This is a genomic window from Aurantiacibacter arachoides (assembly GCF_009827335.1).
Taxonomy (GTDB): domain Bacteria; phylum Pseudomonadota; class Alphaproteobacteria; order Sphingomonadales; family Sphingomonadaceae; genus Alteraurantiacibacter; species Alteraurantiacibacter arachoides.
Window position 1 is genome coordinate 1,059,473 of record NZ_WTYH01000001.1, and the last position, 15,842, is coordinate 1,075,314.

At 65.4% G+C, this 15,842-nt stretch carries 12 protein-coding genes; 7 read left to right on the plus strand and 5 right to left on the minus strand.

The genetic code is table 11. From position 1 onward, the window contains the following. Positions 1–43: 43 nt before the first annotated feature. Entirely contained in the window at positions 44–3,541 is a 3,498-nt protein-coding gene (gene mfd / locus GRI62_RS05210) for a transcription-repair coupling factor (protein WP_131452323.1), read from the minus strand. 75 nt (positions 3,542–3,616) lie between these two features. Further along, positions 3,617–3,886, minus strand: a complete 270-nt coding sequence (locus tag GRI62_RS05215; RefSeq protein ID WP_131452324.1) for an FAD assembly factor SdhE — start codon at positions 3,884–3,886, stop codon at positions 3,617–3,619. Between the two features lie 47 nt (positions 3,887–3,933). Here GRI62_RS05215 and recG point away from each other — a divergent pair, with 47 nt between their 5' ends. From recG to dnaE, 6 genes are all read left to right on the plus strand, one after another. Further along, positions 3,934–6,003, plus strand: coding sequence for an ATP-dependent DNA helicase RecG (gene recG / locus GRI62_RS05220; RefSeq protein ID WP_131452325.1), 2,070 nt, complete (start codon positions 3,934–3,936; stop codon positions 6,001–6,003). 77 nt (positions 6,004–6,080) lie between these two features. After that, a complete protein-coding gene (locus GRI62_RS05225) occupies positions 6,081–7,322 on the plus strand; it encodes a lipoprotein-releasing ABC transporter permease subunit (RefSeq protein WP_131452326.1) in 1,242 nt (413 codons plus the stop codon). Beyond that, entirely contained in the window at positions 7,315–8,013 is a 699-nt protein-coding gene (locus GRI62_RS05230; protein ID WP_188669333.1) for an ABC transporter ATP-binding protein, read from the plus strand. The genes GRI62_RS05225 and GRI62_RS05230 overlap by 8 nt, the downstream gene beginning before the upstream one ends. A gap of 40 nt (positions 8,014–8,053) precedes the next feature. Next, positions 8,054–8,332, plus strand: a complete 279-nt coding sequence (locus tag GRI62_RS05235; protein ID WP_131452327.1) for a hypothetical protein — start codon at positions 8,054–8,056, stop codon at positions 8,330–8,332. Next, positions 8,332–8,673: a hypothetical protein gene (locus tag GRI62_RS05240; protein WP_131452328.1), complete on the plus strand. Its 342-nt coding sequence runs from the start codon at positions 8,332–8,334 to the stop codon at positions 8,671–8,673. Before GRI62_RS05235 ends, GRI62_RS05240 begins: the two co-directional genes overlap by 1 nt. A 40-nt stretch (positions 8,674–8,713) precedes the next feature. After that, positions 8,714–12,178 (plus strand): DNA polymerase III subunit alpha, encoded by a 3,465-nt coding sequence (gene dnaE, locus GRI62_RS05245; RefSeq protein ID WP_131452329.1) that lies wholly within the window; start codon positions 8,714–8,716, stop codon positions 12,176–12,178. A gap of 416 nt (positions 12,179–12,594) precedes the next feature. Here dnaE and GRI62_RS05250 read toward each other — a convergent pair whose 3' ends face one another. Together GRI62_RS05250 and GRI62_RS05255 are read right to left on the minus strand one after the other, a co-directional pair. Beyond that, positions 12,595–13,719 carry an OmpA family protein gene (locus GRI62_RS05250; RefSeq protein ID WP_131452330.1) on the minus strand — a complete coding sequence of 375 codons (1,125 nt, stop codon included), beginning with the start codon at positions 13,717–13,719 and terminating at the stop codon, positions 12,595–12,597. A gap of 115 nt (positions 13,720–13,834) precedes the next feature. After that, positions 13,835–14,914: a PA0069 family radical SAM protein gene (locus GRI62_RS05255; protein ID WP_131452331.1), complete on the minus strand. Its 1,080-nt coding sequence runs from the start codon at positions 14,912–14,914 to the stop codon at positions 13,835–13,837. Between the two features lie 53 nt (positions 14,915–14,967). Between GRI62_RS05255 and GRI62_RS05260 the strand changes: the two genes are divergently transcribed. Beyond that, positions 14,968–15,312, plus strand: a complete 345-nt coding sequence (locus tag GRI62_RS05260) for a VOC family protein (RefSeq protein WP_131452332.1) — start codon at positions 14,968–14,970, stop codon at positions 15,310–15,312. A 2-nt stretch (positions 15,313–15,314) separates the two neighbouring features. Here GRI62_RS05260 and moaB read toward each other — a convergent pair whose 3' ends face one another. Further along, positions 15,315–15,842 carry a molybdenum cofactor biosynthesis protein B gene (moaB, locus tag GRI62_RS05265; protein WP_131452333.1) on the minus strand — a complete coding sequence of 176 codons (528 nt, stop codon included), beginning with the start codon at positions 15,840–15,842 and terminating at the stop codon, positions 15,315–15,317.

Below are 15,842 nucleotides of genomic sequence, written 5' to 3' on the forward strand. Positions count from 1 at the left end.
AAAGGCTACCCGTCACGCAAGAATTGACAAGCCTCTATGCCCTCTATGCCGCTTTCTTTTTCTCCGCCCGCTGCACGATGCCGGACAGGCCCTTGGTCAGCTGGAACAGCCCGTTCAGGCGGCTCTGCGGATCGCCCCATGCGCGATTGATCTGCAGCTTCATGTCGGGGCGCAGCTTGGCGCTGTCGGGGCGGCCCTCGTTCAAACGCTCGACATAGGCGATAAGGCCGGCGGGATCGGGGAAGCGGTCTTCGTGGAAGGTGACGAGCGTGCCGCGCGCGCCGACATCCATCTTGGCAACGCACGCGCCCACGGCCTGCGCCTTGATCTCGATCAGGCGGATGAGGTTTTTCGTTGGCTGCGGCAATTCGCCGAACCGGTCGATCATCTCGGCCGCCAGCCCCTCTATCTCGGCCTGGTCCTGCGTCTCGTTGAGGCGGCGGTAGAGCGCCATGCGCACGGCCAGGTCGGGAACGTACTCTTCCGGGATCATGATCGGCGCATCGACGGTGATCTGCGGGCTGAGGCCGCGGCGATCGGTATCGATACCGGCATCGCCCGCCTTGGCCGCCAAAATCGCGTCTTCCAGCATGGACTGGTAGAGTTCGAAGCCGACCTCCTTGATGTGGCCCGACTGTTCGTCACCCAGCAGGTTGCCCGCGCCGCGAATGTCCAGGTCGTGGCTGGCGAGCTGGAAACCGGCCCCCAGGCTGTCGAGGTCGCCAAGAACCTTCAAGCGCTTTTCCGCAATCTCGCTTCGCTGGGAGTCGGCGGGCGTGGTGAGGTAGGCGTAGGCGCGGATCTTGGCGCGGCCCACGCGCCCGCGCAACTGATAGAGCTGGGCGAGGCCGAAGCGGTCGGCACGGTGGATGATGATGGTGTTGGCGCTGGGCAGGTCCAGCCCGCTTTCGACGATGGTGGTGGACAGCAGCACCTCGTATTTGCCTTCGTAGAACGCGCTCATCCGCTCCTCGATCTCGCCAGGCGACATCTGCCCGTGGGCAGAGACGGATTTCACCTCGGGCACGAATTCGCGCAGCCAGCCTTCGACCTGTTCCATGTCCGAGATGCGCGGCACGACGATGAAGCTCTGCCCGCCGCGATGATGCTCGCGCAGCAGCGCCTCGCGGATCACCATGTCGTCCCATTCCATCACGTAGGTCCGCACGGCCAGGCGATCGACCGGCGGGGTCTTGATGGTGGAAAGCTCGCGTAGGCCACTCATGGCCATCTGCAATGTGCGCGGGATGGGCGTGGCGGTCAGCGTCAGCACGTGGACGTCGGCGCGCAGCTGCTTCAGCTTTTCCTTGTGCGTGACGCCGAAACGCTGCTCCTCGTCTACGATTACCAAAGCCAGGTTCTTAAAACTGGTGCTCTTCGACAGGATCGCATGGGTGCCGATCACCACGTCGATGTCGCCCGAAGCCAGCCCATCGCGGGTGGCCTTCATCTCGGCAGCGGGAACCAGGCGGCTGAGGCGACCGACGTTGAGCGGGAAGCCGGCGAAGCGCTGGCTAAAATTCTGGAAGTGCTGGCGCGCGAGCAGGGTGGTGGGCGCGACGACCGCCACCTGCTGGCCGTTCATCGCGGCGACGAAAGCGGCGCGCAGGGCCACCTCCGTCTTGCCGAAGCCCACGTCGCCGCACACCAGACGATCCATCGGGTGGCCGCTTTCAAGGTCGCCCAGAACGTCCGAGATCGCGGCTTCCTGATCCTCCGTCTCCTCCCACGGGAAACGGTCGAGGAACTGGCCGTAGCTGCTTTCGTCGGCGGCGAGAACGGGGGCCCTGCGAAGCGCGCGCGTGGCGGCGACGCGCATCAGCTCGCCGGCGATCTCGCGGATGCGTTCTTTCAGGCGGGCACGGCGGCGCTGCCAGGCCTCGCCTCCCAGCTTGTCGAGCACCACGGCCTCTTCGCTGCTGCCGTAGCGGCTGAGGACGTCGATGTTCTCGACCGGGATGAACAGCTTGTCGCCGCCCCTGTACTCCAGCATCACGCAATCGTGCTGGCTCTGTCCGACAGGCACGGGTTCGAGGCCGATATACTTGCCGATGCCGTGATCGACGTGGACCACCAGGTCGCCCGCGGTCAGGGCCTGCAACTCGGCCAGGAACGCGTCGGCGTCCTTCTTCTTGCGGCGCCTGCGAACGAGGCGGTCGCCGAGCAGGTCCTGCTCGGTAATCAGCTCCATCTCGTCGTTGGCGAAGCCGGTATCGAGCGGCAGCACCATGGCGGCGGTCGTGCCGTTTGCGGCCTTGCCGAGCGCCTCCTGCCAGCTGTCGACGGTGACGACCTTGGTGCCGGCCTCACCGATGATGGAGGCGATGCGGCTGAGCGAGCCCTTGGTGTAAGCCGCCAGCAGCGGACGCTTTCCGGACTTGCCCACCGCCTTCAGGTAAGCAGCAGCAGCTTCGTAGACATTGGCAGACTGCGATCGTTCGGGCGTGAAATCGCGCGCCGAGCGGAAGCCGAAGTCGATGACCGTGTCGCTCTCGGGCTCGTCGAAAATGTTGGCGCGGTGAATCGGCCAACCGGCCAGCGCGGCGCGGAACTCCTTGTCGGTCAGGTAGAGCTGCGCAGGGTCGAGAGGGCGGTAGCTGCCCTTCTTCTGCCCGGTGATCTCCCCGCGCTGGCGGAAGTAATCGGCAATGTCGGTAAGCCGCTCGTCGCCCGCGGCCATGGCGGCGTTGTCGATCACCACCACGTCATCCTTGCCGAGGTGATCGAACAGCGTGGCCAGCTTGTCCTCGAACAGCGGCAGCCAGTGTTCCATGCCCGCCAGCCGGCGCCCGTCGCTGACCGCCTCGTAAAGAGGATCCTGGGTGGCATCGGCACCGAACTTTTCGCGGTAACGGCTGCGGAACCGCTTGATGCTGTCGTCGTCCAGCAGGGCCTCGCTGGCGGGCAGCAGCAGGTGCTGCTCGATTACGCCGGTGGTGCGCTGGGTGCCGGGATCGAAAAGGCGCAGGCTTTCCAGCTCGTCACCGAAGAAATCCAGCCTGAGGCCGGCTTCCAGCCCGCTGGGATAGATGTCTACGATGGATCCGCGCATGGCGAATTCGCCCGTGTCGACCACGGTGTCCACGCGGGTGTAACCATGCCGCCGCAGCAGCGCGGCAAGGCTCTCGTGGCCGATCACGGTGCCGACCTTGAACTCGCGCACCGATTCGCGGATGCGGAACGGCGTCAGCGCGCGCTGGAGCAGGGCGTTGACCGTGGTGACGAGCAGCTGCGTCCCGGCCTTGCCCGCCTGCAACTGGTAAAGGGCCGAAAGCCGTGCCGCGCTGACCGACAGGGCGGGGCTGGCGCGGTCATAGGGCAGGCAATCCCACGCGGGGAATTCGATTACCTGCAATTCCGGCGCGAAGAAACGTGCGGCCTCTGCCACGGAATACATCGCCGCATCGTCCGCCACCACGAACACGGCGCGCCCCTTCGCAGCGCGGGCGAGGTCCGCCATGACCAGCGGCTGCGCGCCGCGCGCCACCTGGGCGAGGGTGAGCGATTGCCGGGCGGAAAGAATGCGGGAAAGGTCGGGCATGGGATGGTTCAATCCGGCAACGCGAAAGCCCCCTTTCCGATCCGGAGAGGGGGTGAGGGCTGATTTTCGTCTGCGCTAGATGCGCACGTAGTCCAGCCGAAGCAAGGCCTCCATTTGGGCACCCTGCATGGGTTCGGGCGGCGGGGCGGTGCCCATGGTCCAGGCCAGCACGTCGGGATCCTCGTGTTCCAGCAGCGCCTCGAACCAGGCCAGCTCGGCCTCTTCCCATTCGGCGTGGTAGGTGTCGAAGAAGCAGCCAAAGGTGTAATCCGCCTCGCGGGTGCCGCGATGCCAAGCGCGGAATTTGGCGCGGGCGAGGCGGCGGGTAAGGTCCGTGGACGACATGGCCGCGCCTCCTACCGGCAAGCGGCGCATTGCGCTAGGGCGGCGCGATGCGTCCGGAAATTCTCAACCCGCTGTTCGCCGAGACAGGCAGCCTGGACGGGGTCGGCCCCAAGCTGAGGAAGCCGCTGACCAAGCTGGGGATGGAGCGGGTGCGCGACGTGCTGTTCCACCTGCCGGAACGCTTCGTGACGCGGCGCGCGGTGCCCGATCTCGATGCGGCCAGCGTGGGCGAGCAGGTCGTCGTGCCGCTGACGGTGGCGGAGCATCGCGCAGGCCGATCGCAGCGCGGCCCCTATCGTGTGCTGGCGCATGACGCGGTGGGCAACGTGTGCGCGCTTACCTATTTCGGAAAGGCGGCCTTCGGGGCGAAGAAGACCCTGCCGGTCGGCGCGCGGCGGTGGGTGGCGGGCCGGCTCGATCAGTACGACCAGATGCTGCAGATCGTCCACCCGGATCACGTGGCGGAAAGCAGCGAAGCGATGATGGGGCAGTTGACCGAACCCGTCTATCGCCTGTCGGAAGGGCTGACCCAGCCGCTGATGGGCAAGCTGGTGGACCAGGCGATCGGCCGCGCGCCGGAACTGCCCGAGTGGATTCAGCCTTCCGTGCTGGCGCGTGACGGCTGGCCCGATTGGCGCGAAGCACTGGTCGCCGCGCACCGGGGGGAGGATGCCAAGGCCCGCGACCGGCTGGCCTACGACGAGCTTTTCGCCAATGCCCTCGCGCTGATGCTGGTGCGCCAGCAGAACCGGCAACGGCGCGGACAAAGCCTGCAAGGCGACGGGCGGCTGCGCGAGCGGCTGCAACTGCCGTTCCCGCTCACCGGGGCACAGGCGCGCAGCATCGAGGAAATCGCCGGAGACATGGCGCAGGCGCACCCCATGCTGCGGCTGCTGCAAGGCGATGTCGGCGCGGGCAAGACGGTGGTGGCGCTGGAGGCCATGCTGGTCGCGGTGGAGGCGGGCGCGCAGGCGGCCTTGCTGGCCCCCACCGAGCTGCTTGCCCGCCAGCATTACGAGACGTTACGCCGGATGCTGGCGCCCACGGGCGTGGAGATCGCCCTGTTCACCGGGCGCGACAAGGGCCGCGCGCGCGAATCGATCCTGATGGGCCTACTCGACGGTTCCATCCCCATCGTGGTGGGCACCCACGCCATTTTCCAGGATAAGGTCGCCTACCGCAACCTGGGCCTGGTGGTGATCGACGAACAGCACCGCTTCGGCGTCGGCCAGCGGCTGATGCTGACGCAGAAGGGGCGGGTGACACCGCACACCCTGGCCATGACCGCCACGCCCATCCCCCGCACGCTGACGCTGGCGCAGTATGGGGAAATGGAGGTGAGCCGGCTCGACGAAATGCCGCCGGGCCGCCAGCCGATCGACACCCGCGTGCTGCCGGTGGACCGGATGGAGGATATCGTCGGCGCGGTCGAACGGCACATGGCGACGGGGCAGCAGGCCTACTGGGTCTGCCCGATGGTGCGTGATAGCGACAGCGAGGCCGCCGACATTGCCGCTGCCGAGGCACGCTACGCCGCGCTTCAGCACCGCTTCGGACAGGACGTGGTGCTGGTTCATGGCCAGCTTGCGCCCGAGCTGAAGGACGCTGGCATGGCACGTTTCGCCTCGGGCGGGGCAAAGTTGCTGGTCGCCACCACGGTCATCGAAGTCGGGGTCGATGTGCCCAACGCAACCCTGATGGTGATCGAACAGGCCGAACGCTTCGGCCTCGCGCAGCTGCACCAGTTGCGGGGCCGGGTAGGGCGGGGGTCGGAAAAATCCACCTGCCTGTTGCTCCGGTCCGCCGAACTGAGCGAAACCGGCAAGGCCCGCCTCGCCCTGATGCGCGAAAGCCAGGACGGTTTTCATCTCGCCGAGGAAGACCTGCGCCTGCGCGGCGGCGGCGAATTGCTCGGCACCCGGCAAAGCGGCGAGGAAGGCTTCAACATCGCCAGCCTGGAACAGGTCAGTCGCCTCATCCAGATGGCCAGCGACGACGCCCGGCTGCTGGTGGAGAACGAGGGCGGACTGGACGGCGCGGCCCGCGGGGAAGCGGCGCGGCTGGTGCTCTACCTGCTGGAACGCGATTGGGGCGTGCAGACGCTGCGCAGCGGATAGCCTGCGTGATTTTCATTGCAGGGCAAGGTAGCCCTACCTAAAGCCCCGCCAAGCCGCATCCGGAACCTGTCTCACTCGTGATCCTTTCCCCTTTCGAATGGTCCATCGCCAAGCGCTATATGCTGCCCGGGCGAAGCGAGGCGGTTATTGCGCTGGTGGCGGGTATCTCGATCACCGTGGTCATGCTGTCGGTCGCCATGCTGGTGATCGTGATGAGCGTGATGAACGGCTTTCGTGCCGAGCTGCTCGACCGCATCACCGGGCTGAACGGCCATGCCGTGGTGCAGGCCTACGGCGGGCGACTGGAAAACTGGCAGGAGGTGTTGGCCGATGTCGAACAGACGCCCGGCGTCACCCGCGCCAGCCCGTTGATCGAACAGGCCCTGATGGGCAGTTACAACGGCCGCGCCGACGCGATCTTCGTGCGCGGCAACACGCAGGCAGATATCGATCGCCTGCGCCCCAATGTCATCGCCGGCGATCTCGCGACCCTGCAAGAGGGTTCGATGAACGTCGCCATCGGCAGCCGGTTGCAGCAAAACCTGGGCATCCGGCTGGGCGAGACGCTGACCGTGATCAACCCGCAGGGCCGCACCACGCCCTTCGGCACAGTCCCGCGCCAGATCGGCTATACCGTCACCGCGGTGTTCGAGGTGGGGCTGTACGACTTTGACGAACGCTTCGTCGTCATGCCCATCCCCAACGCGCAGACGCTGCTGCTGACGGGCGATGCCATCGGCATGATCGAGGTGCAGACAGAGGATCCCGACCGGGTCGACGAGATCATGGTGCCGATCACCGAACGCCTGTCCGGCCGCGCCGTGGTGACCAACTGGCAGCAGATGAACGCCAGCTTGTTCGAAGCCCTTCAGGTGGAGCGGGTGGCGATGTTCTTCGCGCTGTCGATCATCGTGCTGGTCGCCGCGTTCAACATCCTTTCCTCGCTGGTCATGCTGGTGCGATCCAAGACCCGCGACATCGCCATCATCCGCACGATGGGCGCCACGCGCCGCAGCCTGATGAAGATCTTCGTCACCACCGGCAGCGTGATCGGAATGCTGGGCACCTTTGCCGGCCTCGCGCTGGGCTTCCTGGTGCTGTTCTTCCGCAACGGGATCGTCACCTTCCTGTCCACGGCCTTCGGGGTGGAACTGTGGGATCCCTCGGTCCGCTTTCTCACCGAACTGCCCAGCAAGACCGATCCTTTCGAGATCCTGATGATCGCCGGTATGGCCATGGGCCTGTCGTTCCTGGCAACGCTGTATCCCGCCTACCGCGCGTCGAACACCGATCCGGTGGAGGTGCTGCGGTATGAGTGACGGCATGATCATTCCCCCGGTCGTACGGCTGACGAACCTTGCCCGCAGTTTCGAGCAGGGCGGGGTCACCATCGACGTCCTGAACGGCGTCGACCTGTCGATCGCGCCCGGCGAGATTGTTGCTCTGCTGGGGCCGTCCGGTTCGGGCAAGTCGACGATGTTGCAGGCGGTCGGCCTGCTCGAAGGCGGCTTCTCCGGCAAGATCGAGATCGCCGGGATCGACGCCAGCTCGCTCGACAGCGCGGCCCGAACGGAACTGCGCAAGAATCACCTCGGCTTCGTCTACCAGTTCCATCACCTGCTGCCTGACTTCACCGCGATGGAAAACGTGGTCCTGCCTCAACTGCTGCATGACGTGAGCCGCGGCGATGCCACCGCCCGGGCGGAGGAACTGCTGGGCAAGCTGGGCCTATCGCACCGCACGACCCACCGGCCGAGCCAGCTTTCGGGCGGCGAGCAGCAACGCGTTGCCGTGGCCCGCGCGCTCGCCAACCGGCCGCAGCTGGTGCTGGCGGACGAGCCGACGGGCAATCTCGACGAAAAGACCTCCAACCGCGTGCTGGGTGAATTCCTCGATTTAGTGCGCGGACAGGGCAGCGCCGCGCTGGTGGCGACGCACAACCAGGTGCTCGCTGCGAAGATGGACCGCGTCGTCGTCCTGCACGAAGGCCGTATCGAGCAGAAACCCTGACGCACCTGCCGCGTTGAACGGCAAAAGGAGAATACGCTCGATGACCGATCACCCCAGCACCTATCGCGCCGCCGATACCCACCGCGAGGGCATCCAGTGGGATGACCGCGCCTCGCTTCACCGCAACGATGACGGTGGCGGCGTGCTCGACGGGGCCAAGGGTGTGCGCAAGGGCACCTTTGCCGAGATGATCCGCTTCGTGATGATGCTGCCCGAGGGCGAACGCAGCCAGTATCACATCCAGAAGGCCGGTGACCGCGAATATTCCTACGCTGAAATCGCCGACCTCGCCACGCAAGAGGGTTTCCCCGCCGCCTGATGTTTGAAGGGCTGACCGCCTGGTTTCTCTCGCTTGGGGAGAATTACGGCGTCAACCCGTGGGTATTTGGCGCAATCTACGTCGGCGCTATTCCCTTCTTCCTCGCGAGCGTGGGCTGGATCGTGAAGCGGGCGCGCGCCGGCCAATCCACCGTGTTGCCGGCCATGCTGGCCGGGTTCTTCTTCGTGTCCGCCTACCTTTACCTCGCCATCGCCGGGCGCAATATCCCGGTGTGGGTGTGGATATTCCTCGCGGTGCTGATCGTCTGGGGCGCATGGTCGCAGGTGCGCCAGACGCGGCGGCGCATTGCGCAGTCGTCTACGGGGGACAGCGGCACCTGAGCGCTTGGCGAATCCCCCCGCCGTTCGCATATTGCGCGCCATGGCCTTTGCACCCTTTATCCCGTTGCGCGTCTTCTCCAGCTACTCGATGCTGGAAGGCGCGATCGATCCCAAGGCCATTGCCAAACTGGCGCGGGAGCGGGGCTTCCCCGCCATCGCCATCTGCGACCGTAACGGCCTTTACGGCAGCACCATGTTCGCCAGCGCCTGCAAGGCAGAAGGCGTGCAACCGATCGTCGGCACCCTGCTCGGGGTATCGCGCGGGAACGCGGAGCCGGTCGACTATCTTCCGCTCTATGCTCAGGACGATGACGGGTGGAACAACCTGTGCCATCTGGTCAGCAAGGCCCACCTCGAGCGCCCGCTGACCGAGGAACCGCATGTCCGGTTGCCGGATCTGGAGGGGCGGACCGACGGCCTGATCGCGTTGACCGGCGCGGGGGAGGGCGCGGTCACCCGCCTGCTGGCGGATGGCAAGGAGAGGCGCGCGCACGAGTTCGCGCGGCATCTCGGCACGCTGTTTCCCGGCCGGCTCTACGTCGAACTGGCGCGGCGGGGTGATGGCGTGGAGGAAGCGGCGGAGGCCGGCCTGATTGACCTTGCCTACGCGCTCGACCTGCCACTGGTCGCCACCAACCCCGCCAACTTCGCCGATCCGCACCAGCACGCCGCGCACGATGCCATGCTGTGCATTGCCCACTCCACCCACGTCGACAGTGCCGAGCGCCCGCGTTCCAATCCGCAGACCTTCGTCAAGTCGGCACGGATGATGGAGGAATTGTTCGCCGACCTTCCCGAAGCAACCGCCAATTCGCTCGTCGTCGCCCAACGCTGCGCCTTTGCGCCGCCCAAGCGCAAGCCTATCCTGCCCAGCCTCGCCGGCGATCTGGAAGGCGAGGCGCGGATGCTGGCGGAAGATGCGAGGCGCGGGCTGGCCGCGCGGCTGGAGCGGTATGCAACGCTGTCTGACGAAGACCTGCGCGCCTACACCGAGCGACTGGATTTCGAGATCGAGGTCATCGCCGGCATGGGCTTTCCCGGCTACTTCCTGATCGTTGCCGACTTCATCAAGTGGGCCAAGAACGAAGGCATCCCGGTCGGGCCGGGGCGCGGTTCGGGTGCAGGCAGCCTGGTCGCATGGTCGCTTACGATCACCGATCTCGATCCGCTGCGGCTCGGCCTGCTGTTCGAACGCTTCCTCAATCCGGAACGCGTGTCCATGCCCGACTTCGACATCGACTTCTGCGAAACCCGCCGGGGGGAGGTGATCCGTTACGTGCAGCAACGCTACGGTCACGACAAGGTCGCCCAGATCATCACCTTCGGCAAGCTGAAGGCGCGCGCGGTTCTGCGCGATACGGGCCGGATCCTGCAGATGCCCTATATGCAGGTCGATCGCCTGACCAAGATGGTGCCCAACCATCCCACCGACCCCTGGACCTTGCCGCGCACATTGAACGGCGCCAGCGATTTTCGCCGCGAGTACGAGAACGACGGCGAGGTGAAGCGCCTCGTCGATCTGGCGATGCAGCTTGAGGGCTTCCCGCGAAACTCCTCCACCCACGCCGCGGGCGTGGTGATCGGCGACCGCCCGCTCTCGCAACTGGTTCCGCTCTACCGCGATCCCCGTTCCGACATGCCGGTGACGCAGTTCGACATGAAGCATGTCGAGGACAGCGGCCTGGTGAAGTTCGACTTCCTCGGCCTGAAGACCCTTTCCGTGCTGCGCAAGGCCGTTGACCTGCTGGCGGCGCGCGGGATCACCGTGGATCTGGACCGTCTCGCCTGGGACGATCCGGCGGTCTACGACCTGATGAAGCGGGGCGACACGGTGGGCGTGTTCCAGCTCGAATCCGAAGGGATGCGCCGCACGCTGACGGCAGTAAAACCGACCAAGTTCGAAGACATCATCGCCCTCGTCTCGCTCTATCGCCCGGGCCCGATGGACAACATCCCGCTGTTCGGCAAGCGCAAGGCGGGCGAAGTCGCGATCGAATTTCCGCATCCCAAGCTGGAAGGCATCCTGGCCGAAACCTACGGCATTTTCGTCTACCAGGAACAGGTGATGCAGGCGGCGCAGATCCTTGCCGGCTACTCGCTGGGCGATGCCGACCTGTTGCGCCGCGCCATGGGCAAGAAAGTGCAGGCCGAGATGGATGCGCAGCGCCAGCGCTTCATCGACGGTTGCGCCCAGGTTTCGCAGATCCCCCGGTCCGAGGCGAACACGCTGTTCGACCTGATCGACAAGTTCGCAGGATACGGCTTCAACAAGTCGCACGCCGCCGCCTACGCGCTGCTCAGTTATCAGACGGCCTGGGTGAAGACCCACTACCACGAGGAATTCTTTGCCGCGTCGATGTGCTTCGACATGCACCAGTCGGAAAAGCTCGCCCTGTTCGTGGATGACGCGCGCCGGAGCGGCGTGACCTTGCTGGGTCCCGATATCAACGCCTCTGAAGCCGAGTTCACGGTGGAACAGACGGAGGAGGGGTGGGCAGTTCGCTACGCGCTCGCGGGGATCAAGGGCGTGGGCGAGAAGGCGATGGAAACCATCGTGCAGGAGCGCCTGGCCCAAGGTGCGTTCGTCGATCTGGAAGACGTATTCCGCCGACTGCCCGCAGGGGCGATGAACCGCAAGCAGCTCGAGGGGCTGGCCGGTGCCGGCGCGTTCGACAAGCTGGAGGCCAACCGCGCCCGCGTTCTGGCCAACGCCGATATGCTGCTGGCCGTGGCCGAGGCGGCCAACCGCGAAAAGGCGAGCGGGCAGGCTGCGCTGTTTGGGGGGGAGGATCATGCCGAACCCGCACTTAAGCTGAAGGACGTCGACCCTTGGACCCGGCCCGAGCAGATGAAGGCGGAATGCGATACCTTCGGGTTCTACTTCGCCGCGCACCCGGTGGAGGAATACCGCATGATCGCGCAGGCCAACGGCGCGCGCAGCTATGCCTCGCTGATGGAAGGCGGGGTGGCCGGACGGCAGAGCGCGGTGATGGCGGCCCTGATCGAAAGTGTGACCAAGGGTCGCACCCGGCGCGGGGCGGACTTCATCCGTGCCGATTTTTCCGACAGCTCCGGCCAGTTCAGCGCCGCCTGTTTCGAAGAAGCGTTGGTCGACAGCTTCCAGCGGTGGGCAGCAGACGGAACCTGCGTCCTGCTCAACGTGGAGCTGGACGCGCCCAACCCAGAGGACCCGCCCCGCATCACGGTGCGGGGCGCGCGCCCGCTGGCCGATGTGACCAGCGCCGCGCGAATGCAACTCACCGCCGATGTCCTCGACATGACAGCGATCGGCACCTTGCGCGCGATGCTTGACGAGGGCCGTGCCGGGTATGGCGAGGTGCTGGTGCGGCTGCATCTTGGTGATGGGCAGGCACCGCAGGTATTGCTTGGGCGGGATTTTGCCCTTGGCACCGACGTGGCGGAGAAGCTGGGCGAGATCGCTGGCCTTGCGCAAGTCAAGCTCGCTCCGATCCGCGGAGCTGGCCATCTGCGCTTGGTGGCTTGACGGGCGCACCCTTGGGGCGGGCAAGACAGTGAATGGCAATTCGAAAAGGGCAGTCGCACTGGTTTCGAAATTGAAGGCCACGATAACGCGGTCAACCGGCATGAGCGGCTGAGTGCCAGCGTAGGGAGAACGGCGACGCTGGAGAGGTCGCAATGACTTGCCAATCGCTCATCCGAATTGCCGCATTAGTTCTATTGGCCGCTTTCGCAGGATGGTGGGGCTGGGGCATGTTCATGCGCCGCGATTTGATTGGCTTGATCGCTCCGCTCGGGTTCGTCGCTGTTGTCCTCAGACTTTGGAAACCCTGGCGGACAATGCGCAACGGGTGAGCGCTACTCGTGAAACACGATCGGCAAAAAGAAGGGCCGGGAGATTGCTCTCCCGGCCCGATCTTTTTGCCTTGCGGCGGTTAGGGCTTAGTTGCCCGAACCGGGACCGTAGGTCACTTCCACGCGGCGGTTCTGCAGCTCGCGCACACCGTCTGCGGTGGCAACGCGCGGCTGGGATTCGCCGAACGCCTGGCTGTTGATCCGGGCAGCGGGCACGCCACGGCCGGTCATGTAGTCACGCACGGCAGCGTTACGACGCTCGGACAGGCCGACGTTGTACTGCGTGCTGCCCGAGCGGTCGGCGTGACCGGCGAGCATGACGCGGGCGGTGCCGCAGTCACGGTAAGAGGTCACGGCCGAGTTGAGCACGGTCGCGGCTTCCGGCGTGATGTCCGAACGGTCCCAATCGAAGAACACGATGTAGGGGCCCGTGTTGCACTGCTGCACCGGCGGCGGGGGAGGCGGCGGGGGAGGCGGCGGGGGAGGCGGCGGCGGGGGCGGCGGCGGCGGGGGAGCCACTACGACGGGATCCGCACCGCCAAAGTTGAAGATGAAGCTGCCGATGATCGCGTGCGAGGCGAATTCGCCTTCGAACGAACGACCGATCTGGTCGACGTAGTCCCCGCCGTCGATGTTCAGGTACTTGTACTTGATCGAGGCATCGATGTTGTCGGTCACCGGAGCGTAAACCTGCGCGATTGCCTGCCAGGCAAAACGCGAGTCGCTGTCGTTGACGAAGCCCGGGCCGCTCGCGAATGCGCTGACGTTGTTGTAGTCGACGTTGCCGATACCGACACCGCCGCCCAGCGCGACGCCAATGCTGTCTTCGCCACCGAAGTCGAGCAGGGCATTGAACATGCCGGTCCACACCTTGATGTTGCCATCGACGGGATCGAACACGCCGGTGACAGTGTCACCCGCGATGCTGCGCTGAATCGTCACATCGCCGGAATCAAAGCTGTCGAGATCGAAATCCTGGTAGCCGCCCTCAACCTCAAGGCGAACCATACCGAGGTCGTAGCCGAGCAACGCTTCGGCCACCCAACCGTAATCGGTGTCGAATTCAACGGAATCGCCACCACCGGCATCAAATTCCGGCTGCGCGTCACCAACGCCCATGCCCAGACCGATATAGAAGGCTCCATCTTCGGCCATCGCCGGCGTCGACACCAGCGCGGAAGCTGACATCAGCCCAATCAAAAGTTTCTTCATTTGCATTCCCCTCATTCACACGGGACCAGTAAACGCCCACGCGTCTCCGCCTGATCGGAGCGCACGTCAAAGCTGAGACGCTACCTAGAGCAAAGTGTTCCCAAAGCGAAGAAGATTATAACAATATCATCTGTCCGTTGCGCTCCGGTCGGCGGAACCGGGCGCAGTCGAGTTCGAACGAAATGCGCTGCAATCCGGCCCGGCGGCAGGCCAGCCGAAAGCGGGCGCGAAGAAGGTCGGCCCATACTCCGCCTGGCTTGAATCGTGTGAAATATCCGGGGTCGTTGTCACGCCCGTTGCGGATCGAACGGACGATGCTCATGACTTTTCCGGCGCGGTCGGGGTAATGCACCGCCAGCCATTCACGAAAGAGCGGCGCCACCTCGTGCGGCAGGCGCAACGGGATCCAGCCGCAGCTCTGCACCCCCAGCGCGGCAACGCGGGCGATGATTTGCTCCAGGAATTCGTCGGTGATGGCCGGAATGACCGGGGAAATGGAGCAGTGCGTGGGAATGCCCGCTTCCGCCAGCCGGCCGAGCGCGGCAAGGCGCTTCGCGGGCGAAGGTGCGCGCGGCTCCAGCCTGCCCGAAAGCACGGGGTCGAGCGAGGTGACCGAGATCGCCACGGCCACCAGCCGCAACCGGGCCATTCGCGTCAGCAGGTCGAGATCGCGCAGCACCCGATCGGACTTGGTGGTGATCGTAACCGGATGCCGCGTCTCCAGGCACACCTCCAGCAATGCGCGCGTGATGCGGTAGCGATTTTCGATCGGCTGATAGGGATCGGTATTGGTGCCCATGGCAATCGGCCGGGGCACGTATTTCGGACGCGCAAGCGTTTCGCGCAGCAATCGCGCCGCATCGGGTTTGGCGAAGAGCTTCGTTTCGAAGTCCAGGCCCGGGGAGAGATCATGAAAGGCATGCGTGGGCCGGGCAAAGCAATAGACGCAGCCATGCTCGCACCCCCGATAGGCGTTGACCGAACGATCGAAGGCGATGTCCGGCGACTGGTTGAATGAGAGTATCGTCTTGGGATGCTCTTCCGTTACCGTGGTGCGCAGCTTGACCGGCGGACCATCCAGCGCCTCCATCGCATCGCGCCAGTCACCGTCCGCCTGCCGGTCGGCCAGCCCGAATCGCTGGGGCACCGCGCCTGATTGCGCGCCGCGTCCACGAAGGGCGGATTGGCTTGCCATTGCAGAACATAGATAGAACAAACATGTCGGTCGGGGCAAGCGGGAGATTTACGATGGCGGTACTCGATTATTGCGAAATGCCTGTAGGCCGGGTGGCCCAAGAGGTGGCTTTTGACGAAAAGGCCTTTGGCTGGCGCTTCACGCACTACGGGCCCGACTATGCCGCGCACGAGGAAGGGCCGTGCCAGCTCGCATTGAACGGTACTGCGGATACGCAGCAGGCGCGCGCGATCCTGGCGGTCATTCGCGTGGATGCCATCGAGGCGGCGCGGGCGCAGGTCGTGGCCGCGGGCGGCACAATCGCCGTCGATATCTACGCGTACCCCGGCGGCCGGCGCTTTCACTTTACGGATCCGGCAGGGCTGGAACTGGCCTGCTACGAACCCGCCGAGGGCTAGCCTTACCGTTCCTTCAGGCGCGGCATCAGTTCGACGAAGTTGCAAGGCCGATTGCGGCTGTCGAGCTGTTCGGAGAGGATCTTGTCCCACCCGTCTTTTACCGCGCCGTTCGATCCCGGAAGGGCAAAGATGTAGGTGCCCTCGGCCAGCACCGCGACTGCGCGCGATTGCACGGTGGATGTGCCGATGGTCTGGTAGCTTACCCAGCGAAACAGTTCACCGAAGCCGGGAATATCCTTTGTCTTCACCCGGTCGAGCGCCTCGGGCGTCACGTCACGCCCGGTCAGGCCGGTGCCGCCGGTTGAGACAACCGCGTCCACGCCCGTATCATCGATCCAGCGCCGCAACTGGTCGGCGATGAGATCGGCGTCATCCCTGAGGATCGACCGGTCCACCAGCGCGTGACCGGCCGCGAGAATACGATCGGCGAGGATGTCGCCCGAGGTATCCTCGTCCGGTCCGCGCGTGTCGGAGACGGTCAGCAGGGCGATGTTGATGGGGCGAAAGGTGCGGCTTTCGTCGATCGCCAC

Bases quoted from the DNA above. Each gene is read 5' to 3' on its own strand.
- mfd (WP_131452323.1), bottom strand. From the start codon at position 3,541: ATGCCCGACCTTTCCCGCATTCTTTCCGCCCGGCAATCGCTCACCCTC.
- GRI62_RS05215 (WP_131452324.1), bottom strand. From the start codon at position 3,886: ATGTCGTCCACGGACCTTACCCGCCGCCTCGCCCGCGCCAAATTCCGC.
- recG (WP_131452325.1), top strand. From the start codon at position 3,934: ATGCGTCCGGAAATTCTCAACCCGCTGTTCGCCGAGACAGGCAGCCTG.
- GRI62_RS05230 (WP_188669333.1), top strand. From the start codon at position 7,315: ATGAGTGACGGCATGATCATTCCCCCGGTCGTACGGCTGACGAACCTT.
- GRI62_RS05235 (WP_131452327.1), top strand. From the start codon at position 8,054: ATGACCGATCACCCCAGCACCTATCGCGCCGCCGATACCCACCGCGAG.
- GRI62_RS05240 (WP_131452328.1), top strand. From the start codon at position 8,332: ATGTTTGAAGGGCTGACCGCCTGGTTTCTCTCGCTTGGGGAGAATTAC.
- dnaE (WP_131452329.1), top strand. From the start codon at position 8,714: ATGGCCTTTGCACCCTTTATCCCGTTGCGCGTCTTCTCCAGCTACTCG.
- GRI62_RS05250 (WP_131452330.1), bottom strand. From the start codon at position 13,719: ATGAAGAAACTTTTGATTGGGCTGATGTCAGCTTCCGCGCTGGTGTCG.
- GRI62_RS05255 (WP_131452331.1), bottom strand. From the start codon at position 14,914: ATGGCAAGCCAATCCGCCCTTCGTGGACGCGGCGCGCAATCAGGCGCG.
- GRI62_RS05260 (WP_131452332.1), top strand. From the start codon at position 14,968: ATGGCGGTACTCGATTATTGCGAAATGCCTGTAGGCCGGGTGGCCCAA.